The sequence below is a fragment of the Motilibacter deserti genome (assembly GCF_011250635.1).
GTDB classification, from domain to species: domain Bacteria; phylum Actinomycetota; class Actinomycetes; order Motilibacterales; family Motilibacteraceae; genus Motilibacter_A; species Motilibacter_A deserti.
Genome location: NZ_JAANNP010000001.1, coordinates 430,649 through 452,216, shown reverse-complemented (window position 1 = coordinate 452,216; position 21,568 = coordinate 430,649). Strand labels below are relative to the sequence as shown.

The following is a 21,568-nucleotide window of genomic DNA, read 5'->3' as shown; positions in this document are numbered from 1 at the left end:
TCATCCCCAGGTTGGCGCCACAGGTGTCTGAACCTGGGGCCGATGAAGCTCTCGGATCGCAACGCGAGTCCTGTCACCGTCACGAAAGGTCTAACAATGAGCGAACGATTGCTCACCGTGGAGGACTTGGCGAGCTACATCGCCAAGCCCAAGTCTTGGGTCTACAACAATGTGGGCGACTTGCCCGCACTGCGTCTCGGCAAGCAGCTTCGGTTTCGGCATCAGGATGTGGAAGAGTGGCTGAACCGGCAGGCCACGACGTGAACACTCCACGAGCTAACGTGCCGAACGCTCCTGCTGCCCGCCCCCGTTTCCCTGGAGGATGGACCCTCCTTTGGGGCAAGTTGCACGGTCCCGCGTGCGGGCGCATCGCACGGCAGGGTACGGAACTGAGCCTTGACCTCAGGCTCTTCCTGTTGGCGACGGCGATCGCAGGTCCAGGGGGACACGCTCGTTTTGAGGAGGGACAGTTGCAAGCAGACCTTCTGCATCTGCAGAAGAACACCGGAGAGGTCCGGCCGTACGGCGACCGCCATGTAAGGAACACACTGAGGCGGCTGATGGAACAGGGCTTGATCTCACCGGCATCGACGGATCGCTGCGTTGTCCTGCCCATGGAGGTTTGGGATGCGGACGTGAAGTACCGACCGGCACCGTGCTCGACCCACGGTCACCAACTCTCCTGGACTGGCGGCTTGAGCGGCGGCTGGATCGATCCTCTACAGCTCGCCGAAGGGCTCAAGGCCAGGAAGCGCGGATTCCGAGCGTGACGCTCAAGCGGTAGTCCTGGTCCCCGGACAGCGGCCCTGACCTGCGGTGACGCCGGACAGCTCTATAGAGAGAGAACAAGCGTGGGGCTGAGTGATTCTCCTCTAAGGCGTGAGCGCCCTGCTGCTTAACGTCAAGCCGTCTGTGCGGTACACGTTTGGTGGAGCCACCAGGCCGCGAGGGTGCGCCCGGTCGGCAGTAGGACGACAGGGTGCGCCTGCCAGTGTCGTGGTCCTGCTGGGAGTTGCGCCGCATCCGGTGTAACTCGTGCTTCTTGCAGAAGTTCTCCGCATCGGCTCAAAGAACGAAGCTGTGGTACATGGCCGCGAGCGGCTACCGAGTCCTTCCCACCGCTGACCTGCGCATATGCGTGCGCCAGCCACCTGCCTTACGAACGAGTAGTGCCACTCATGTGGGGGGGCATGTAAGGCGAAATGTAAGGGGTCGAGGCGCCAAGGGCCTCGAGCACTGCACTCAGCATCACCTGTCGATGTTGGCACCAACAGAAGGGCAATACACATGCAAGCGAGATACAGTGGCACCTGCGCCCTGGGGGGAGAGACCTTCGGAGCGGGCGACGAGATCACGATGTTGCAGGCCGGGTGGGCGTGTAGTCACTGCGCAGCCGCCTGGCGCAACAAGCGAAGGATCGAGGCAGGAGAAACTTTCCGTAGTCAAGCACCAAGCGAGTACAGGGTGAAGACACGGCGACGGGACTAGGGCGTGTCTGGAAGGTCATGACCCCCAGAAGGGGTGGTCGCGCGGAGGACATTCCGCCAAGCTGAACGAGGGCGAGCTTGTCGTGGCGGCTGGTGAGGCCTCGCCACTGTTCGGTGTTGAGCGAGCGCCCTAAGACGTTACGGCGTTTGTGATTCACGGCGTCGAAGCCTCAATGGCCGCCCGCCGGCCGAGATGCGGTTTTTGCGGTGCTGCTTCTGGTCGGCGGGCTCGGGCGTCACGCCCTGGCTTTGCGAGCGCAGGCGCGCGGGTCCTGCGCGAGGAGTACGCCTTGTCCCTGCGCCGCGCTTGCGGCGTGGTGCGGGGACCGCCCCGCCCCCTCCGCGGGACCCGCTGCTCGGTCAGCAGCTCGGGCAGGGCCAAGGTGTCGCCGGACCCATCCTCCCTTCGACCTGCGGGAGCACCGGCTCGCCCCGAGCCCGAATGTCATCAGCAGCGATCCGCGCTTCATCCCAGGATCATCAAGCCGAACGCGCTCAACATCAGAGACATGCCTTAGCCGAGCCGCGACAGCATAAGCGACTCATTACGGATTTCTGTTGTTGTGGCAGGGAAGGCAGGCCGGAGGGCCACCGGCAGCGCTCGGTGGCCGCTCCGACACTGCACTAGGGCATGAGTGTGCTCGACGCGTACGCCTCGACAACTCCTCGACCCTGCAGCTTTCGCAAGCGGAGTTGTTCACCGACCAAGTCAGGGTTCCGGAAAGCGTCGTCGACCGCAAGGGCGGTGGCCACCTGGAGCACCGCGGTTCGCAACTTCGTCAGCTGCGCCTCGGTGACCACGCGGGTGCCGGGTGCAGCTGAAGCTTCTTGGTGAAGCTTGCTCACCCGGTGAAACATCACAGGTGTGCAGGCCGCGGGGTCCTCGTACTCGGTATGGAACCAACTCACCGCGCCGGAGAGTTGGTCAAGGTCCTTCTTCCGGATGAAGTCTGTGACCGCACCGCTCTTGCACTCAATGACGAGATAGTTGAGGCCACCGAGTGCCCACAGTCCGTCCGGTCCGCGCTTGAAGTCTTTCTCGGGCCGTTGGGTCACGAAGCCGAGGTGCCGACCCAGATTCGCGACGGCCTCTTCGAAGCTGTCTACTCGTAGCGGGTCGTCATCGAAGTCGAGATCGGCCAACATCGCGTTGACGCCGATCAGCAACTCCTGGCCGCTTTCGTAGGTGGCGGACAGGAATTCACTCGCAGCCACAGCCTGCTGTCCCGCGGCTCCCTTCAGCTTAACGTAGGCAATACCTTGCTCAGGCTTAAGCAGCGCCCTGTTGTCGTCCAGTGCACTCATCTGGTTCTTTTGGGCGCGCACAGCATCTTCCGGATGTAGATAGGCGGAGAGCATCTGCTTAAGCCATCCGCGTTCTCTCGGTTCAGCGAGGGCGTTCACGGCCATCTGCTGAGCCCCCTGCGCCTCGCCGTACCGTGACTGCAGAGCAAGCTCGAAGGCTCGACGGGAATGTTCAGCGGCCGGCTGTACCGCTCCGGGTCCATACTTGACGCCCACCAAGGCGTTGCGGCTAGCAGTGGTCCAGCCTCGAACCCTCTGGAGGCACTGCTCGACCGCAGCCTTGAGGTCGTCCAAGTCTCCCGAGGAGAGCTGACTTGCAACCTCCTTTGACAGCGCCATCTGCGCCCTCGTAGCGGGTCCAAATAACTCTGCCGCAGGGGCGTCGTGTAGACGCCACACCAGTTTGGCCCCTAGTAGCAGAACTACGCAGTAGTCGTCTCGTGAGCGGACACCTCGGCCCATGCCCTGTTCAATCCGCTGGAGGTGCCTCCCAGTCATCGCCATAGTGTCGCTCAACGCGGATGCCTCGACGCGCTCCACCCCGCTGTAGTACTCCGGCAGCCCATCGATCACCAGGACTCGACAGGCGTCGTCCGGCAGGTCCACGCCGTCGTACTTGCCGACGAGCACGACGAGTCCAACGTGCCCAGCCTTCAGTCGTGTCACCCCAGCCTGCAGATTGCTGGCGGTGAGTGTCGCAGCCGCCACGTCACCCCAGTACTTGGCTCGCGAATTAGAAGGGACGATGACGATGACGTTGCGGCGCTGCGCGAGCTCGGCGAGGTAGCCCTTGATCTGGTCGTCGGTCCAGCTCGGCTGAACGCTCTGTGGAACGATGATCATTCGGTCACCGATATCGTCTGCCGCGCTCGGCGTGATTGGCTCACGTACAGAGGTCGCCGAGGCGGCGAAGTGGGTGACAAGCACGCTGTCATCGGCCAGTGTCGCGGTCAGGTAAATGCGTCTCGCTGCTTGATCGAAGCTCGGCACCTCCTGCACCGGCGGGAAGTAGGGCTTGATCTCGACTGCCTCAGGCGTGAATACGCACCGAGAGAAGGGGAGCGCATTGAGCAGCAGGGGCCACGTCCACTCGAACTCGGCATCTTGCCGGTGAGGATGCAAGGTAGCTATCACGCGCTTCTGCTCGTCGAACCAACTCCATGCTGGTACGAGCATCGCAGCCGTACGGTCCCCGTCCTTCAGACTAAGGAACTGGGCCGGGGACTGGTCTTGTAGCGGGGCCTCGAAGAGCGATAGCAGTGCCTTGTACGCGTCGTGGTTCGAAGGGATGCGCAACTGGAACTGTTCTTCGGTGACGGACAAGCATGCGTGCGCATCGTCGATCAAAGCGGTACCGAGCTTGATCTTGCGCCCCTCAGAGGCGACGCCGAACTTGCTCCTGCCATTGAACAAGGTCTTCAGATTCGTCACAAGAATCGCGGTGCCGGCGGCTACCATCGGGTCTCTAGGGTCGCGCGAGGTCCTAAGACCAAGCTCACGCGCGGTCTGTTCGACCTGATCCGCCAAGTAGTTGTCCGGGGTGAAGTACGCAGCGGGCCCGGCACCTTCGTTTAGGGCGCTCTTCAGTAGCAGCAGCCCCACCACTGTCTTGCCGTTCCCCGTGTTCATCTTGATTACGACGTCGCGTTGCTTGCGCCGCTCGTACCAGGCGTTGAAGACTTCACGCTGCACGTCGCGCAGGTACTCAAACTTCGAAATCTTCTCCGGCAGCGCAGCGAAGATTTCCCGGGGGTGCACTTCCGTGTCGGAGGCGGAAAGCCCGCCTAGTCGGCCGAAGTCAAGACCTGCCACTGGTTCCCCCGGTTATGTGAGTCGGCTGAAGCGAGAGACGTAGTTCGCCTTCGAACCGGGAGACTAGCCCTGTCGTCGCCTGCCGAGAAGGGGACATGCTCGGAAACGTCGCCCCGCTCGGTGCACGCCCCGGTTGACGGCGCCCACCGCAGCTGCCTCCGCGACGCAGGCAGAGCAGCGGGCGAGCGACCGTCAGCTCGCCCTTGTGTGGCTTCTGCTGGTCATCCTGTGGTGCCCAGGCGCTCTCCCCTCGCGTCGGGAAGCCCACCAGACGGCCAGTCGACTCGACGCCTCTGGTTGGCGCTCTGGTGGCAGACCGCCCACTTGGCGTAGGCGTAGCGGCGCGTCAGGGGGGCGCGTGGACCGCTGCGCCCGTGACGCAACCTGTCAACTTGCCGCGGATCACGCGTCTAAGCAAGTAGCATCCCGCGTCTGGACAATTCGCTGACGGGGAGCGAGGGCATAGGGGTGCACGGACCGGGCGGGGGAGGTCGTCGCAGTCGGCGCGGGTTCGCGTACCAAGACGTGGTAACGCTCATGGATTGTCTGGAGCTCTGTGCCGGTACCTATCATTCAGTTGGCTGGGAATCTGACGAGGACATCCACTGCTCGGACGAGCGCGGCTCAATCTATAGGCAGGTCAAGACACTTGAAGGCCCTGGCTCGCGACACAGCATTGCGAGCGTGTGCCGTCCAGAAGTGGGCGGCAACCCGGCAACGAGCATTTTGGGGCGTTTATTCTCGGGCAAGCGTCTCACTATCGGGGACAGGTTTGACCTAGTACTGAACGAGACTCCGCTGCGAGACTTGTACGCCTTCTCCCCCGAGAAGCTCGCCGAAGCGCCTGTACCTCAACGCGCGATCAAAGACGTCTGTGAGCGGCTACAAGGTCTTCGGCTTCCTGATGGCTTCAGCGTTGCCGGCTGCCTCCGTGGCTTTCGAGTCATTGTCTCAAGCCGCAGTATTGAGGACCTTGAGCGCCAAGCTGCTCAGAGGATTGCGCCTCAAGTCGAGCAAGTTACAAGCACGGGCGTCTTGCTGGCTGAGGTTGAAGAGGTCATAGCGCAACTACTTGAAGCCGTTGCCCGCAGCGCCAGGGCCAGCAAGGTGGAGCATCACAACCGGGAAAGCTTCCTCGCTCTGCTCGTCAAAGTAGCCAATCGCGTGTGCGGTGATGGTCGCGCTATCGCCGCGGTGCCACAACCAACTCTCGAGGAGAAGTTGCGGCCGGTCAAACTGCCTGACGCGGAGATTCGAGCAGCACAAGCACAGTTGCGCAGCTTCAGGAGCGCGCGTCGAGATGCTGTTGGCGAGCGGCGCCGCGAGTTCGACGAAATCGCGGACGAGGTGTACGCGGCTTGTGCTTTAGTGATGGCAGCTAGACGGGCGGGCAGAATCCAAGACCCGCAGACCGCCTATCTCGAGACACTGAAGGCCGTGACAGCGGCCGGATCGGCGCAGTTCCCCGCCGCTGGCAATCGGCTGCTGCAGGGTGCCTTGCACGACGTGACCGCTCGGTGTGTGAACCGATATGCCGATTCTTGAGGTTGGGGCGGCGCTTGTTCCACCCCTGCACCGCCCTTTGGACCCTGACGAGAGCCCTGAGTTCCACGCGGCGAGGCTATTGATCCTGTTCCGCTTGTGTAGTGAGGAACCCGACGTGCCGACCCTGACGGGTAGGACCAAGCTCGCCAAGCTCGACTTCTTCGTCCGCTACCCCGAGTTCTTGCAGCGGGCACTAGCTCAGTTGCAAGGGCTCGAAGGTGAGGCGGGATCACATTCCGCTGTGAGCGACGGGGAGATCGAGGCTCCCATGATTCGCTATCGGTACGGCCCCTGGGACCCGAGGTATCGGAACTTCGTGTCGTTCCTGGAGACCCGAAAGCTGCTGTCTGTGCGCAAGGGCCGCAAGGTTGAGAGGTACGTGCTGACGCGAGCAGGAGTTGACGTTGCGGACCGGCTCGTGTCCCGTCCTGAGTTCGGCCCCATCGTATCGAGGTGTGCGGTGATGTCAGGAACCCTAGCCAAGATGTCTGGGACGGAACTCAAGGAGCTCATCTACGAGCTGTTTCCGAGAGAAGTAGGCGACGCTGCTATGAGGTCGAGGATCGCGCTGTGAGCGCACGCGCATCGATCGATGTTCCGGAGGGACTGCGCGTGCTGCGGCTCGTGCTTGTCACTAATAACGGCGAAATCGAAGAGTTCTCTTTCACGAGCTCGCACACCATCCTGTACGGCCCACCAAACTCGTCGAAGACTACGACGCTCAAGATCATCCATTACGTGCTTGGTTCAACTAAAGGGCCGCAGCACCGGGTCGGCTCGTCGATCGCCGAAAAGTACGCCGAGTTTAGGCTGACGGTCCGAATCCGTGGAAACATTCATGAGATCGTCCGACGTCTCGAACATGGGTCTATCGGGAGAGTTGAGGTAGACGGCAGCCTGCTCTCGCCCGAAGAGTTCTCCACTTGGGCGCTCAGTAGACTCGACTGGCCGGTTCTGACCATACCGATGGCGCAGAACGTTCAGATGGCATCCAAGCTGATTCCGCTGACTTTCAGAGCTCTATTAAGACACGTCCATCGGAATGAGGAGTCTTGGACGTCGTTCGCCAACAAGGAGGAGGAGTACCTGCGTCGGGCTGTAACAACTTACTTCTTAGGGCTTGCGCCAGAAAGGTACAACAACGTTGAGTATGCCATCGTCGAGGCCGACCGACAGTTGATCGCCCGACGAATCGTGGCGGCCCAGGCTCGTGAAACTGCTGACGCGGCGGCGGGCGCCGTTCTGCGCCAACTTGGTCTTCCGCCAGCAGAAGGAGCGGAGGACTTGGACCAGGCGCGACAACACTTGCTAGCAGCTCTGGCGGAGATCGAGGGAGCACGTCGAGACATAACTGAGCGCGGGGCCGAAGCTGGGGCGGCCACTGCCGCCGGGCACGACAGTAATCTCGGAGAGCAGTACAAGGCTGTAGCCGAGGCTGAGACGCGGGCAGCACAGGCCGTGGCCGGCTTGGAATCTGTATTGGAAGAACATAGGCACTCCCTAGCTGAGGCTGTCTTGGATCAAGACCGACTTGATCGGTTGATCTCCGCCGTCGACGTCTTCGACGAAACACCTGTCCGCGTCTGCCCCGCCTGTGCCCAGACGGTCAGTCGCAGGGCTCGTCAAGAGTCTGGCGAATGCTACGTCTGTAGTCAGCCTGTATCTCCTGACCAACGCAAGAGACGGGCTCAGATCGAGAAGCGTGCCCTGGCCTCCGAAATCCTTGACTTGAATGACGCCATCTCGGATGCGCTAGTCGACCTTGAGAATGAAAGCAGCCGCTTGTCGCACCTGGGGCAGAAACGGGCGGAACTAGCGGGTCGGCTAAACAATGAGAGAGCCTCAGTGCTCGCTCCTTTCGTGGCTGCTCTAGAGGAACTCGCTGCGCGGCAGGCCCGGGTAGAAGTCCAGTTGGCTTCACTTCCCGCCGTGCGCGCGATCTACAAGGAAGTTGAGGTAGCAGTTGCCGCCGTCGAGGATGCCGAGGCCGTACTCGATGACCTATTGCAACAGGCCAGAGACCTGCCCGATCCCCGCCGGGAGATCGCGGATCGATGTACCGTGTTCGCCGGGAGGATGAATGAGTTCCTACGCAACTTCTCCGGGAATGGGTGGGGTCATGACTATGTGGTGCTGAACGGCGACGACATGACCTTCTTCGTCGGGTCGCGCCCTTGGGATCAGCAGTTGGGAGCCGAGGCGCGCGTCCTCTTCTTCTTTGCGTACAGCTACGCCATCCTCTACCTTCAGCTTGACTTGGGTGACCGTGCTTGCCCCCCGGGTCTTCTGCTTCTGGACAACCCCTACCAGCATGGCCTACCTGACGCCCGAGTTGAGGTGGCGCTGCGCCTCCTATTTGACGCTGCGCTGGAGACCCGTACGCAGGTAGTGAGCACTCAGGCTAAACCAGTGCGCGGAGCTATGAAGGCAGCTCATGTCATCCGTATGCCACGTGAGTACCTGAAGTAGCCGTCGATGGCTTGCTTGTTCGTCCAGCCGCGCGAACGTGCGGAGTTTCTCCGGACCTACTTCGGCGGTAGCAGTTCGTCAGCTAGACCTACACGCGAGACGTGCCCAAATGAAGCTGTCGTGTGCCAGCATCCCCGGGTCAAGATGCGGCCGGCTGCCGTCGTGACCAGGGAGACTCCTCGGAGGCCGTCGCTTCGTCCACTCTCCGGAGGAGCCAGTTCTCGTCACAGAACTGGCCCTTGCAGGGACTGATGGTCGAACCGGGTCCGAGCGTGAAGTTGCCCTCCACGAGCAGCCGTAGGCGGCCTCGGGGACACCGACAGACATCAGCGCGGGTAGCGCCGTAGGCACGGTGCGCTAAGGCTCGAGCAGTCGCAGGCAGTCCGCAAACTAGGGGTGCGTGGGGAGGTGTAATCGGTCTCCGGCGGAACGGAAGAGCCGTTCACCTGCGTCAACACGTCCTCAGGCCTGGTCATCCCCCTGTTGGGAACACACTCAACGATCCGGGGTCACGCGGCACCACCGCATCTACGGTTGGCCTGTGTCGCGGCAACCGCCTCGTGCAGGATGTCTTCCATGTCGGAGCAGGACTGGACCGCTGCAACGCAGGCTCGGCTGAGGGACTTCGCGGAGGCGCGTGAGTGGACCCGGGTCCACACCCCGAAGAACCTGCTGCTTGCGCTGATAGGCGAGGTTGGCGAGCTAGCAGAGCTGTATCAGTGGGTCGTTGACGACGCCTCCGTCTCGAGTAGCAGGCTTCAGGATGAGCTAGCTGACGTCTTCATCTATCTTCTGCGTTTCGCGGACGTGGTCGGTGTAGACCTGCAGACTGCTGTGACAGACAAGATCGAACGGAACGAGGCCCGGTTCCCCGCGGCGGAGTGGCGCGGCAAGTGGAGTCGGGATCGCTAGGGGGAAGAGATGTCGCGGTACTTGTACGTCTACGCGGGTAAGGCTGCCAAGAAAAACTTCAACACCGGGTTGAACAACCTCACATGGGGCTGGAAGCAGGACTCTCTGGGTGCGGAGGTCGACGCAGCAATGGATCAGTTGCGCGCGTTGTCCAGGCCGACCTACCTTGTCTTCGCTCAAGGGGTCAAGACCACTGATCCGCCTTCGGGATGGCCACGCACTCCTCTGCATCATCCGGCTTGGCGCCATGCGTCACTGAACTCGGTCACAGTTGCGCGGGTCGTTCGACCTCTACGCGAGGACACGACGCCGTTATGGAAGAACGACGTCTACCCCTACCGAGTGGCACTGGATTCCCCGATTGAGCTGCCAGGCGCGCCGCTGGCAGTACGGGGAGAGGCGCGAATCGAAGCCGTGCATGGGGCGGTGCATCACAGGGGTATGCCCGTTGTCGGCCCGCCACCTTTGGACGAGGACGACGATCCAGTGCCAGACGACGACGAGCCGCTAGTTCCCGACCGACTACTATCCGGGCTTGAGGGGCTAGACGGCCTGGCACTTGCCCTAGTGCGGAAGGAGCAGAAGCAGTTCCGGCGCGCAATCCTCGGGCGGCACGCGTCACTAGCGTGCAGCCTATGTCATCGGGAGTTGCCCATATCGCTTCTGAGATTGGCGCACATCAAGCGGCGAGCTGATTCTACGACCGCGGAACGTTTGGATTCCGCCAATATGATGCCGGCATGCACTCTCGGCTGCGACGAACTGTTTGAGCGAGGCTTTGTGATGGTCGACGAGACGGGCAGGGTGGTTCGGAATCAGAAGTTGACTGTTGCAACAGAAGACTTGAACAACGCAATTGCGCGTCTCGCAGGCAAAGCCGTGCTCGGCCATACCGCGCGGATGGGCGAGTACTTCGCCGCTCACGCCAGCCGGCACTCCCGGGAGCGCCGATGATAAGGCAGGCAAGCAGGCGACGCACACCCGGAGTGGGTTTCACTCGTAGGACAAGCGATGTCTAGCGATGCGTTGGTCGCCGCACTTCAGACGCCGCACTTCGACGCGCAGAACTGGGGCACCCTCGGGCAGTGGGTGTCCGCCACGGGCACATCGCTTGCCTTTTTCGCCACCTTCTACGTAATCAGGCGCGACGCCAAGGTTCGGCGCCGTGAACAGGCGAGAAAGGTGGCGTTTTATACCGAGCGGCGTGCCCGGCTCCCGGAGCAGGTTGAGGGTAAGCACCGTACCTGGACTTACTATGTCGTTGCCAACCTTAGTGACGAGCCAATCTACGACGTGGTCTTCTGGTTGGCTAAGGGGAGGTCCGTGTTGGACAGCTGGGGGGTGCGAGCGGATGTTCTCCTACCCGGCGGAAAGGAGGAGGCCATCGGAGACCACCACTACGCCTTTGACAAGGTTCTACTGTTCCGAGACAACTCAGGGAAGACTTGGGTACGAACCATCACTGGTGAGCTCCGAGAGCTCGGCAAGCTGTCCCGCTGGTGGCAAGGCACCCGACTGGTCACCAAGGCCCGCAATCGTCGGGTGATAAAGCGTCTTAAGAGCGAGGGGCGGCTATGAAGCTGTTCCTCGCGGTAGAGGCAGCTCTGCTGCTTGAGCATCTGGAGGCTGGTGAACCGTGCGGCGGAGGAACTCCCACGCTGACCTTCCGTGAAGGATGATCACCCTGCACGTCCTTCACTCAAGCGAAGGCCATGTAGTGCCTTCGTGCACAGACCGAGATGCTAACAGGAAACGCACTTCGAGCTGTTCCCTAGCCGCCCCGCGGGACGGTTGCGACGCGTGACCAACCCATGCACTGGGACATCGCTGATGATGCTGACCTTGCGTAGCTCCGCAGCTACGGCATGTCAGTCAGACTCCTCGGGCACTAGTCACACATATACGCGAACGCCAGTAAGCATGACCGGGGTCAAGAGCGACGGCACACGCTCAAGCGTCTTGCTGTACGGCGTCGCAGACCGGCTCTCGCGGTCCGCACACAGTCCGCAGGACACACAGGACCAGGCAGAAGCGGGCGGGGCTGGGCAGGGCTTCGCGAGAGCCTGACCTGCGGCGATGCGCTGTATGCACCAGGCCAACGACCTACCGCGAACAGACTCATAATCCCTGGGTCGTGGGTTCGAGCCCCACCCGCCCCACCATGCCTCGCCCGCGAAGCCCCGACGAGGTACGCGAGCCCCGACACCTTCGCCGGGCCCCCCAAGGGCCGTCCACGACGGACAGCAGCCCGTGCGGCAGGAGCCTGGCTGCGCTCGCGCCGCTCGACCGATCTAGATGATGCATGGGGGATAACCTCAAGAGACCGGCGCACTCGTCCGATGGTCTGGACATGCTGAACCGTGTGCGCAACCTCCGTGTCGCCGCGAAGCTCGCTGCCGGCTTCGGGGTCGTCTGTCTGCTGTTGATCGTTGCCGTCGCTGTGGGCATCAACCGCCTGGGCGGGCTGCAGGACAGCCTGCGGACGATGTCCACCTCCGGCGTGGCGTCCGTCCAGACGGTGGGGGACACCCGCTCGGCTCTCCTTAAGGTCCGGATGGACTACGCCAACCTGGGCCTCAGCCCGGACGCGGCCGGGCGGGCCGAGGTGAAGAGCGCGCTCGAGGAGGACCAGCAGGCGCTGACCCAGGCCTGGGACGCGTACCTCGCCAGCGCGCCCGCTGCGACGGCCCAGGCCCGGGATGCCTTCGAGGCCAAGCTGGCCGAGTACGAGGCCGCCGCCGACAAGCTCATCCCGCTCGCCGACTCCGGTGACATCCAGGGCTTCATCGACCTGCGCAAGGCCGAGGTGACTCCGCCGGCGAACGAGCTTTTCGGGATGCTGACGGAGTTCCGTACGGCCGAGGCTCAGGCCGCGGTCGACCTGGCCGACCAGGGGAACGACACCTACCACGGGTCCGTCGTGCTGCTGCTCGTCGTCGGAGCGGTCGCGGTCGTGCTCGGCGTCGGCATCGCGTACGCCATCGCCCGCGGCGTCGCCCGCCCCCTTGGCCGGACGCTGGTCGTCGTGGAGGGCCTCGCCGAGGGCCGCCTCGACCAGCGCGTCGCCTACGACAGCCGGGACGAGGTCGGCAAGCTGGCCGGTGCGGTGGACGCGACGATGGACCGGCTCAGCGAGACCATCCGCGACATCGCCGCCAATGCCACCACGCTCGCGTCCTCGTCTGAGGAGCTGACCGGGGTCGCCACGCAGCTGTCCTCGGGGGCGGAGGAGTCCTCGGCCCAGGCGCAGTCGGTGTCGGCCACGAGCCAGCAGATCTCCGGCAACATCGGCACGGTTGCCGCCGCCGGCGAGCAGATGACCGCCGCGATCCGCGAGATCGCGACGTCGACCTCCGAGGCCACCGCCACCGCGGCGAGCGCGGTCGCTGCCGCCCGCGCCGCTCAGGAGACGCTGGACAGGCTGAGCGCGTCGTCCCGCGAGATCGGCGACGTGGTCAAGCTCATCACCTCGATCGCCGAGCAGACGAACCTGCTGGCCCTCAACGCGACCATCGAGGCCGCCCGCGCGGGCGAGGCCGGCAAGGGCTTCGCCGTGGTCGCGGGCGAGGTGAAGGACCTGGCGCAGGAGACCGCCCGCGCCACCGGTGACATCACGGCGCGCGTCGGCGCCACCCAGGCCGACGCCGAGGCGGCCTCGTTGGCGATCGCGCAGATCACCGACGTCATCGGTCGGATCGACGAGCTGCAGTCGACGATCGCCGCTGCGGTCGAGGAGCAGTCGGCGACCACGGCGGAGATGGTCCGCAACGTCACCGAGGTGTCGACGAGCTCGCAGGACATCTCGTCCAACATCGCCGGCATCGCCGCCGCAGCAGCCCAGACGACGACGGGCGCGGCGCACACCGCGGGGACGGCCGAAGAGGTCTCCCGCGCCGCCGCCGAGCTCGACCAGGTCGTGGGCCGGTTCCACCTCTAAGAACCACTTCCGAGAAAAGCGCTTCGGCGAACCTTGGTTCGCCGAAGCGCCCCTCTCGGGAAGCGTCAGAACCAGCCGCGCCGGGCGCCCAGCTGGTGGACGGCGCCGTCCAGCACCTCGGCGACCGCCCTGGTGTCGAGGTCGCCGTGGCCGAAACGGACCCGCGAGACCGAGTCCGAGCCCTCGCTGAGCAGCCCGCCGCGCCGGTCGGCCTCGAGCACCACGTCGAGGCCGGTCGAGCTGGTCAGGAAGGTGACCTCGAGCTCGTTGATGCGGCCTGCGTACTGCGGGGCGGGGGCGAACTCGAGCTCCTGGTAGAACGGCAGCGTCGAGCCGGCGATCCGCCCCTTCTCCAGGTCCGCGCTCTTGAAGCGGAAGCCGAGGCCCGCCAGCGCCTCGAGGACGGTGGCCTGGGCCGGGGTCGGGACCAGGTCGACGGGGTCGGTGTCGCCCGGGTCCACCGAGCCGGCGACCGACAGCCGCGTACGCACCCCGACCTTCATCCCGTGCAGCCGCCAGCCTCCGATGGACGTGAGTGGCGCCTCCCACGGGACGGGCAGCGAGAACGGGAGCGCCAGCCGCTGCCCGGGCGAGACCGTGAAGCCGCCCGAGACCTGGGCCTCGCCGAAGACGACGGTCTCCTTCCACTCGGAGTCGCCGGACTCGACCTCGACGAGCGCCTCGAGCGCGACGACGACGCGCTCCACCTGCTGCTCGACCTCGCCGCCGACGACCTCGACCCGTCCGGGCAGCGCGCCACCGGGGGTGCCGGTGGCGAAGTCCAGCGTGGTCTCCACGGACGCGGACCCGGCGCCGAGCCGGGCGAGGAACTTGCGGAAGGCCATGTCGTCTCCTGTGCGGGGCGGCGAGAAGCGGGCGCGTGCGCGCCCGGCCAGGCTACGGAGGCGCCGCCGGCGCCGGTGATACATCCTCGGCATGCGGCCGTCCGCCGAATTGCGCTGGCGATGGCGGCGGGCAGCTGGCTACCGTCCCGCCCATGCACACGAGCACGGCCCTTCACGACGTCGTCCGGCCCGAGGACGGCGAGACCCTCGGCCGCGTCCGGCGGACGGCCGCGCCCGACGGGTGGCGGCCGGAGACGGTCTTCGGGGCAGCCCTCGGCGAGCCCGTGGCTTCGCGCGAGGAGGCGGAGGACGTCGTCCGGTCGCGTGGCCTTGCCGCCCTGAGCGAGCCGTGGGAGGTGCGCCGGCCGGGGGAGGAGTGGCAGCAGTGCTGGCTGCTGGAGGTCCGCCCGGAGCGGGTGCGGGTGAGCTGGACGCCGCCGAAGTACCTGCTGGCGGGGCAGGCCGAGGACGTGGACGTGCCACCCGCGCAGCTCCGCCTCCCGCCCGGCTGAGCCGGTCAGCCCAGCAGCCAGCCGTTCTCGTCCGCGATCCGCACGGCCTCGGCCCGCGTGCGTGCGCCGGTCTTGCCGATCGCGGACGAGAGGTGGTTGCGCACCGTCCCCTCGGACAGGTGCAGCAGCGCCGCGAGGTCGGCAACGGTCGCGCCGTCGCGCGCGGCGCGCAGGGTGTCGGTCTCACGCGCGGTCAGTGGCGTCGCGCCGGAGGCCAGCGACTCGGCGGCGAGGGTGGGATCGACGACGCGGAGCCCGGCGCGTACCCGCCGGACGGCGTCGGCCAGCTGCCGCGCCGGCGTGTCCTTGACGACGAAGCCGCTCGCGCCCGCCTCCATCGCCCGGCGCAGGTAGCCCGGGCGGCCGAAGGTCGTGACGATGAGAACGCGGCAGGCCGGCGCCGCCCGGCGCAGCGCGGCGGTCGCGGCGAGCCCGTCGAGGCCAGGCATCTCCACGTCGAGCAGAGCGACGTGCGGGCTGGTGCGCTGCGCCGCCGCCACCACCTCGTCCCCGCGCCCGACCTCGGCGACGACCTCCAGGTCGGCCTCGAGGTCAAGCAGCGCCGCGAGGGCGCCGCGCACGAGCGCTTGGTCGTCCGCCAGGAGCAGGCGGATGGGCTCGGCTGCGCTCATGCCCTCATCGAAGCAGCCGGGGGTGCAAGCTCGACGCGCAGCCGGAACCCGCCGTGCGGCCCGGCGCGGGCCACGGTCAGACGGGCCCCGGCGGCCCGGGCCCGCTCGTGCAGCCCCGCGAGCCCGCTGCCGTCCAGCGCGGACGACGGGCCGCGGCCGTCGTCGACCACCTCGACGCTGTCCCGGCCCACGTGGACGGTGCAGCGCCGCGCTCCGCTGTGCCGCACGACGTTCGTCACGCCTTCGCGGACGACCCAGCCGAAGAGCTCGCGCCGGTCGCCGGGCACCTCGTCGATCGCGGAGGGCAGGTCCGCGTCGATGCCGGCGCCGGTTAGGGCGGCACGCGCGCTCGCGAGCTCCCCGGCCAGCGTGACCTCCCGGGCCCCGCGGATCGTGCTGCGCACGTCGGCGAGGGCCTCGCGCGACAGGCGCTCGATGTCGGCGACCTCGGACGCGGCGCGCCCCGGGTGGTCGGGCAGCAGCCTTCCGGCCAGCTCGGCCTTCACCGTGACGACGGTCAGCGAGTGGCCGAGGATGTCGTGCAGGTCGCGCGCCATCCGCGAGCGCTCCTCGCTCACGGCGAGCCGCGCGATCTCCTCGTACGCGCGGAGCAGCTGGCGGTTGCGCTCGACCACCTTGGTCATCCCGAAGACCGCGGTCGAGGCGACCACGATGCCGAAGACGAGCCCCGTGTCCGCGCTCCAGCCCGGCACGGCTGCCGGCAGCGTGACGCTCGCCGCGGCCAGCAGGCCCACGGCGGCGATCCGCTGGCGGCCGGGCAGCAGCATCACGGCGGCCGCGGCGACGTAGACCAGCGTGGCCAGCGCACTCTCACCCGCGCCGGGGACCGCGAGCGCGCCGAGCCCGAGCATCGCGGCGATCAGGCCGAGCCGCAACGGCAGCGGGGGCGCCTCGGACTCGGGCGGGATCGCGCGCATCAGCCGGAAGGAGAGGACGTACGTCACGGCGAACGCGACGAGCGCGAGGATCCCGAGGTGGCGGGCGACCGTGTTGTCGGCGTGCCAGGCCTGCGAGAGCGGGTCACCGAGGAAGAAGAGCCAGACCGCGGCCACCGCCCAGCCGAGCCGGCGGCGCCGCTCGAACGGGTCCGAGACGCGGGCACGCAGGGCCGCGACGCGCGTCTCGATGTCGCCCTCGAGGCTCTCCTCCAGCGCCACGGGCGGCGCCTGCGCAGGCACGGTCAGACCCGCGCCGTGTCGCGGCGGAAGAGCCGGGCCGAGCCGGCGGCGAGCACGAGCACCCACAGCGCGACGTTAGCCGCCTCCGCCGCCGTCGGGCCCACGCCCGTGAGCGGGGCGCGCGCGATCTGGCTGATCCCGTAGACCGGAGTCACGTGCGCGATGTCCTGCATGAGCTGCGGGAGCAGCTCCAGGGGCACGAAGAGCCCGCCGAACATCGCGAGCAGCGCGAGCGCCGGGCCGAGGAGCTGCATGACGTTCTCCGCCGGCACGAGCAGGCCGACGAGCAGCCCCAGCTCGGCGAAGACGAGCGAGCCGAGCCAGGCCGTCAAGCCGGCGAGCAGCCACACGTGCGCGGGCATGGTCACTCCCGACAGCGCGCCGACCGTGAGCTCGACGACGACGGACAGGAGCGCCAGCAGCAGCGCGGTGACGGCCTTGACCGCGACGTACGCCGCCGGGCGCAGCGGGGTGAGACGGAGCTGGCGGCTCCAGCCCTGGGCCCGCTCGACCGACACCGACGCCCCGGCGCTGGTCGCCGCCACCATGGCGGCGTAGACCGCGAGGCTGACGAGGACGTACAACTCGGCGGCCGCACCGCCGACCCGCTCCTGGTCCTGCCCCTTGCCGAACATCAGGAAGAACACCGCCGGCATCACGAGGATGAACACCAGCGTCCGCCGGTTGCGCAGGATGCGCCGGGCCTCGAGCAGCACGAACGTGGGGGTGAACCCGCCGAGCGCAGGCAAGACGGGTGAAGTGCGCATCAGCGAAGCGTCCATTACGCAAAGTCCTTCGTGGGTCGGGTCGACGTCAGTGCGACGAAGGCCTCCTCGAGGCCGTGAGCGACGATCTCGACGTCGTGGGCGGGGGTGCGGGTGAGCAGGTGGCGGGCGACCGCGTCGGAGGAGGTCGTCCGCAGCAGGACGGTGTCGCCGTGGGCCTCGGCGGACTGCACGCCGGGCAGGGCCGCGAGGGCGGGCAGTTGCGCGCCGGGGAGCACGGCGCGTACGAGCCGGCCGGACGCGGTGGCCTTGATGGCCGCTGCGGTCCCGTCCGCGATCACCCGGCCGGCGCGCAGCAGCACGACGCGGTCGGCGTACGCGTCCGCCTCGTCGAGGTAGTGCGTCGCGAACAGGATGGTCCGCCCGCGGGAGGCGTCCTCGCGGATCGCCGCCCAGAACTCCCGGCGGCCCTCGACGTCCATGCCGGTGGTCGGCTCGTCGAGGATGAGCAGGTCGGGGTCGGGCAGCAGCGCCATGGCGAAGCGGAGCCGCTGCTGCTGGCCGCCGGAGCACTTGCCGACCCGACGCCCGCCGATGTCGGCGATCCCCGCGCGCGTCAGGACCTCGTCCACGGGGCGGGACGCGGCGAAGAGCGACGCGGTCAGCTGCACCGTCTCGCGGACGGTGAGGTCGCGGAGCAGGCCGCCCGTCTGCATGACCGCCGCGACCCGGCCGCGGGCTACCGCCTCTGCGGGCGAGAGCCCGCAGACGGACACGGTGCCGGTGTCCGGCCGGGCCAGCCCGAGGAGCATGTCGATCGTCGTCGTCTTCCCGGCGCCGTTCGGCCCGAGGAAGGCGACGACCGCGCCAGCCGGGACGGTGAGGTCGAGCCCGTCGACGGCCCTGACCGCGCCGAAGCGCTTGGTGACACCGGTGAGTGTGAGGGCAGCGGTGGCTGCGTCCGTAGTTGTGTCGGTGGCGGGGCGCGTGGCGGGCGCCGGCCCGGGCGTACGAGCTGCTGTCTGCATGCCTCGACGGTGGCGCGCGGCGGGGCCGGGCGCCGCTGCTCCTCGTCACGTCCCGGCCCTGACATCTGTCATGCCTGGTGGCGGTCGTTCGCTGTTGTGCCTGCGAAGTGAAGTTGACGATGCGGACGACAAAGCGCGCCTTATCACCCCTTCGTGGTGGACTGAACACGCTGCGTGCGGGGTAGCGTCCGCGGCATGAGGTCCAGAAGCGAGGCCTGTGCTCGACGTGCCGACCTGGTCGAGCTCGAAGCCACCCGGCTCGAGCGACAGGGGGAGGCGCTGCGCGAGATGGCGGCCAGCACCACGGGTGAGGCGTCCCAGCGGTACGCCGCGGCAGCGGCCGCGGCCTACGAGCTCGCCGAGGAGGCGCTCGCGCGCGCGGACCAGCTCCGCTCGCTCGACCGCTTCAACGGGGCCGACGTGCTCAGCGCCGTGCGGTGACCTGAGCGAGCCTGCTCCTTCTCCCGCCGGACGGGCTGCCGCACGGTCCGCGCGAGCGGCACGATGGCGCCGTGGACGTGCTCAGCAGCCGGGTCCTGCTCCGGCCGTCGGACCCCGCGCGTACCCGGGCGTTCTACCGGGACGTGCTGGGGCTCGCGGTCTACCGTGAGTTCGGCCCTCCCGACGACCCGGGCGTCGTGTTCTTCGCCGGCCAGGCGCTGCTCGAGGTGTCCGGGCACGCGACGGCGCCGCCGGCGGGAATGGCTCTCTGGCTGCAGGTCCGGGACGTGCGCGCCGAGCACGAGCGCCTGCTCGCCGCGGGTGCGCACGTGCTCGACGGCCCGCGGGTGCAGCCGTGGGGCCTGGTCGAGCTGCGGGTCAGCGACCCCGACGGCGTGGAGGTCGTGCTCGTCGAGGTCCCTGCTGATCACCCGCTGCGACGCGACCAGCGCTGAGCGAATTGCTCGTACGCGGCGGTGGCCCCGGCCGCTCTGGTCCGTGGGCCGTCGCCGATCGCGCCGGCACGGCTCCGGCCTCGCCCTGGCCTCCCGGGAGCGCCAGGGCGAGGCTGCCGGGGCCGGGTCAGCGCAGCGACTGGAAGGCGAGCCGGTCGAGTGCCTCGGCGGCCTCGCCCGGCACGTCGAGGAAGCGTAGGGCGACGACCCGGCCCGAGGGCTCGACGCGCTCGACCCGGGTCGCGACCGTGAATGCCGACCCGTGCAGCGTGATCGCCGCGCGCACAGGCTGGCCGGGGCGCAGCTGGTCGGTCAGGTCGAGCGCGACGCGGCAGCCCGTCCGCGACACGTCGAGCGTGTGCCCGGCGCACTCGGGGAAGGCGCCACTGCCCACGGTCAGCGTCACGTGCAGCTGCGCCGGCGCGCGTACGGCGTCCCGGCGCGGCTCGCGCGCGAGCACGCGCCCGCAGAGGCGTACCTGGTGCGGGCCGTCGGCGGGTGCGGCCGTCGCGGTCAGCGCGAGCAGGCTGTTGGTCGCGGCGGTCCGAACGCTCGCCCAGACCTGCTCACCGCAGATGCCTTCCGCGCCGTGCGGGCTCACGTCGGCGACGGCGTCGACCGCCGTCAGGCCCGAGTCGGCGGACCACGTGACGAGGCGCCCGGTCAGCAGGTCCGCCCGCCCCGTCGGCAGCAGCGTCACGGGCGCCCCGGGCTCGGGTACGTCCGAGCCGGGCAGGGCCGCCCCTTGCTCGGGAGCTCCTGGGCCGGCCGTCGTCGTCCCTGTCGCGTCCATCGCCCCCGCCTTCCGTCCGCAGCGCGATGCGCCGGTCCCTCGACGCGTGCGACCTTCCCCGAACCAACGCGGCGTATTCGCCGGCGTACGCGCAGTCGCTCCGGTCGATCTTCCGGAGGACGCGGCGCGTGGACGCGATCAGTGAGGGGTACGAGGCGGGCGCTGCGAACGGGGGTGGCGCCGTGACGGCGGAGTTGTCGGAGAGCACCACGCAGATGCCGGCCTTCCGCGACCTGCTGGAGACGGGTGCGGTGCAGCCGGTCTACCAGCCTGTATTGAACCTGGAGAACGGGGATGTCGTCGGCTACGAGGCGCTGGCCCGCGGTCCGGCCGGCACCGGGCTCGAGCTGCCGGCGGCGCTCTTCGGGCTCGCGCGGCGGACCGGCCAGGTGGCCCGGCTCGACGGATGGTGCCAGCGCCGGGCGGTCGAGGGCGCGCTCGACGGGGGCGCACTCGACGGGCGGTTGCTGTTCGTCAACGTGGAGCCCGAAGGGCTGGGCGACGCTCCGGACGTCCTCGAGGCCCTTCCGGAGCAGGCCCTCGCGCGGCTGTCGGTCGTTCTCGAGATCACCGAGCGGGCGGTCGTCTCGTCCCCGTCGGCCCTCTTCGACCTGGTGCTGCGGACGCGGGCACGCGGGTGGGGCATCGCCCTGGACGACATCGGGGCGGACCCGGCGTCGCTCGCGGTGATGCCGCTGCTCGACCCCGATGTGATCAAGCTCGACCTGCGCCTCGTGCAGGACCGGCCCACCGTCGAGACCGCCGCCATCCTGACCGCGGTCAACGCGCACGCCGAGCGGACGGGCGCCGTCGTCCTCGCCGAGGGCATCGAGACGCCGGCCCACCGCGCCGAGGCGCTCGCCATGGGTGCCCGGTTCGGGCAGGGCTTCGGCCTGGGGCGGCCGGGCCGGCTCCCGGCAGACCCCCCACCGCCGCCGGACGAGGCAGTGCTGGCCTCCCGCGGCGCGTACTCACCTCCTGCGGCGAGCCCCTTCGCCCTCGTCAGCGCGGCGCGTCCCGTCCGGCGGTCCAGCAAGCACCTGCTGGCTGCCCTCAGCCGGCACCTCGAGGACCAGGCCCGGGCGCTGGGCCCTGCCGCGGTGGTCCTCTCGACGTTCCAGCACGCGCGCCGCTTCTCCGGCGCCTCGGCGCGGCGCTTCTCCGACATGGCGAGCGGGGCCGCGTTCGTCGGCGCACTGGGCGGGGCGATGCCCGACGCGCCGGCCGCCGGCGTACGCGGCGCGGCGCTCGCTCCGGACGACCCGCTCGTGCGCGAGTGGGACCTGGTCGTGATCGGGCCGCACTTCAGCGCCGCCCTCGTCGCTGCGGACCGCGGCGACACCGACGTCCCCGACGCCGAGCGCCGGTTCGACCACGTGCTCACCTTCGACCGTGGGCTGGCCGTGGCGGCCGCCTGCGCCCTGATGAGCAGGTTCCGCCGGCGCGCCTGACTAGGACACGCGAAGGGCCG

Annotated in this window: 19 protein-coding genes; 12 read left to right on the top strand and 7 right to left on the bottom strand. The window is 67.7% G+C overall.

Annotation, left to right across the window (positions count from 1 at the left end):
• Positions 1-42 precede the first annotated feature (42 nt).
• Positions 43-264, top strand: coding sequence for a helix-turn-helix domain-containing protein (locus G9H71_RS02105; RefSeq protein ID WP_231133986.1), 222 nt, complete (start codon positions 43-45; stop codon positions 262-264).
• A 1,847-nt stretch (positions 265-2,111) separates the two neighbouring features.
• Here G9H71_RS02105 and G9H71_RS02100 read toward each other — a convergent pair.
• Positions 2,112-4,604 (bottom strand): DEAD/DEAH box helicase, encoded by a 2,493-nt coding sequence (locus G9H71_RS02100; RefSeq protein ID WP_166277065.1) that lies wholly within the window; start codon positions 4,602-4,604, stop codon positions 2,112-2,114.
• Between the two features lie 468 nt (positions 4,605-5,072).
• On the opposite strand from G9H71_RS02100, the gene G9H71_RS02095 reads away from it, so the two are divergent.
• The 7 genes from G9H71_RS02095 (at position 5,073) to G9H71_RS02065 (ending at position 13,467) form a co-directional block, all read left to right on the top strand.
• Positions 5,073-6,149, top strand: coding sequence for a dsDNA nuclease domain-containing protein (locus G9H71_RS02095; protein WP_331272685.1), 1,077 nt, complete (start codon positions 5,073-5,075; stop codon positions 6,147-6,149).
• A 115-nt stretch (positions 6,150-6,264) separates the two neighbouring features.
• Positions 6,265-6,723, top strand: coding sequence for a hypothetical protein (locus G9H71_RS02090; protein ID WP_166277059.1), 459 nt, complete (start codon positions 6,265-6,267; stop codon positions 6,721-6,723).
• Complete coding sequence (locus G9H71_RS02085; protein ID WP_166277056.1) at positions 6,720-8,618, top strand: hypothetical protein; 1,899 nt, start codon at positions 6,720-6,722, stop codon at positions 8,616-8,618. Before G9H71_RS02090 ends, G9H71_RS02085 begins: the two co-directional genes overlap by 4 nt.
• Positions 8,619-9,194: 576 nt before the next feature.
• The gene (locus tag G9H71_RS02080; protein ID WP_166277053.1) at positions 9,195-9,530 is read left to right on the top strand and encodes a nucleotide pyrophosphohydrolase; all 336 of its coding nucleotides are present in this window, start codon (positions 9,195-9,197) and stop codon (positions 9,528-9,530) included.
• A gap of 9 nt (positions 9,531-9,539) precedes the next feature.
• Entirely contained in the window at positions 9,540-10,484 is a 945-nt protein-coding gene (locus tag G9H71_RS02075) for a hypothetical protein (RefSeq protein ID WP_166277049.1), read from the top strand.
• 57 nt (positions 10,485-10,541) lie between these two features.
• Entirely contained in the window at positions 10,542-11,108 is a 567-nt protein-coding gene (locus tag G9H71_RS02070; protein ID WP_166277046.1) for a hypothetical protein, read from the top strand.
• Between the two features lie 772 nt (positions 11,109-11,880).
• Entirely contained in the window at positions 11,881-13,467 is a 1,587-nt protein-coding gene (locus G9H71_RS02065) for a methyl-accepting chemotaxis protein (RefSeq protein WP_166277043.1), read from the top strand.
• A 65-nt stretch (positions 13,468-13,532) separates the two neighbouring features.
• Here G9H71_RS02065 and G9H71_RS02060 read toward each other — a convergent pair whose 3' ends face one another.
• On the bottom strand, positions 13,533-14,312 hold the full coding sequence (locus tag G9H71_RS02060) for a sporulation protein (protein WP_166277040.1): 780 nt from the start codon (positions 14,310-14,312) through the stop codon (positions 13,533-13,535).
• Between the two features lie 152 nt (positions 14,313-14,464).
• On the opposite strand from G9H71_RS02060, the gene G9H71_RS02055 reads away from it, so the two are divergent.
• Positions 14,465-14,824, top strand: coding sequence for a hypothetical protein (locus G9H71_RS02055; protein WP_166277037.1), 360 nt, complete (start codon positions 14,465-14,467; stop codon positions 14,822-14,824).
• 5 nt (positions 14,825-14,829) lie between these two features.
• Here the strand turns inward: G9H71_RS02055 and G9H71_RS02050 are convergent, their stop codons facing one another.
• From G9H71_RS02050 to G9H71_RS02035, 4 genes are read right to left on the bottom strand one after another with little or no spacing between them, the layout of a single operon-like run.
• A complete protein-coding gene (locus G9H71_RS02050; RefSeq protein WP_166277034.1) occupies positions 14,830-15,456 on the bottom strand; it encodes a response regulator transcription factor in 627 nt (208 codons plus the stop codon).
• Complete coding sequence (locus tag G9H71_RS02045) at positions 15,453-16,634, bottom strand: sensor histidine kinase (protein ID WP_331272684.1); 1,182 nt, start codon at positions 16,632-16,634, stop codon at positions 15,453-15,455. The genes G9H71_RS02050 and G9H71_RS02045 overlap by 4 nt, the downstream gene beginning before the upstream one ends.
• Positions 16,635-16,657: 23 nt before the next feature.
• Positions 16,658-17,422: an ABC transporter permease gene (locus G9H71_RS02040; protein WP_231133984.1), complete on the bottom strand. Its 765-nt coding sequence runs from the start codon at positions 17,420-17,422 to the stop codon at positions 16,658-16,660.
• A gap of 14 nt (positions 17,423-17,436) precedes the next feature.
• Positions 17,437-18,408 (bottom strand): ABC transporter ATP-binding protein, encoded by a 972-nt coding sequence (locus tag G9H71_RS02035; RefSeq protein WP_166277028.1) that lies wholly within the window; start codon positions 18,406-18,408, stop codon positions 17,437-17,439.
• Between the two features lie 195 nt (positions 18,409-18,603).
• On the opposite strand from G9H71_RS02035, the gene G9H71_RS02030 reads away from it, so the two are divergent.
• Positions 18,604-18,849, top strand: coding sequence for a hypothetical protein (locus tag G9H71_RS02030; protein ID WP_166277025.1), 246 nt, complete (start codon positions 18,604-18,606; stop codon positions 18,847-18,849).
• 71 nt (positions 18,850-18,920) lie between these two features.
• Positions 18,921-19,304: a VOC family protein gene (locus tag G9H71_RS02025; protein ID WP_166277022.1), complete on the top strand. Its 384-nt coding sequence runs from the start codon at positions 18,921-18,923 to the stop codon at positions 19,302-19,304.
• Positions 19,305-19,431: 127 nt separating this feature from the next.
• On the opposite strand, the gene G9H71_RS02020 is transcribed toward G9H71_RS02025, so the two are convergent.
• Positions 19,432-20,097 (bottom strand): PilZ domain-containing protein, encoded by a 666-nt coding sequence (locus tag G9H71_RS02020; protein WP_166277019.1) that lies wholly within the window; start codon positions 20,095-20,097, stop codon positions 19,432-19,434.
• A 128-nt stretch (positions 20,098-20,225) separates the two neighbouring features.
• On the opposite strand from G9H71_RS02020, the gene G9H71_RS02015 reads away from it, so the two are divergent.
• Positions 20,226-21,548 carry a sensor domain-containing phosphodiesterase gene (locus G9H71_RS02015; RefSeq protein ID WP_331272683.1) on the top strand — a complete coding sequence of 441 codons (1,323 nt, stop codon included), beginning with the start codon at positions 20,226-20,228 and terminating at the stop codon, positions 21,546-21,548.
• The last annotated feature ends 20 nt before the right edge of the window (positions 21,549-21,568 follow it).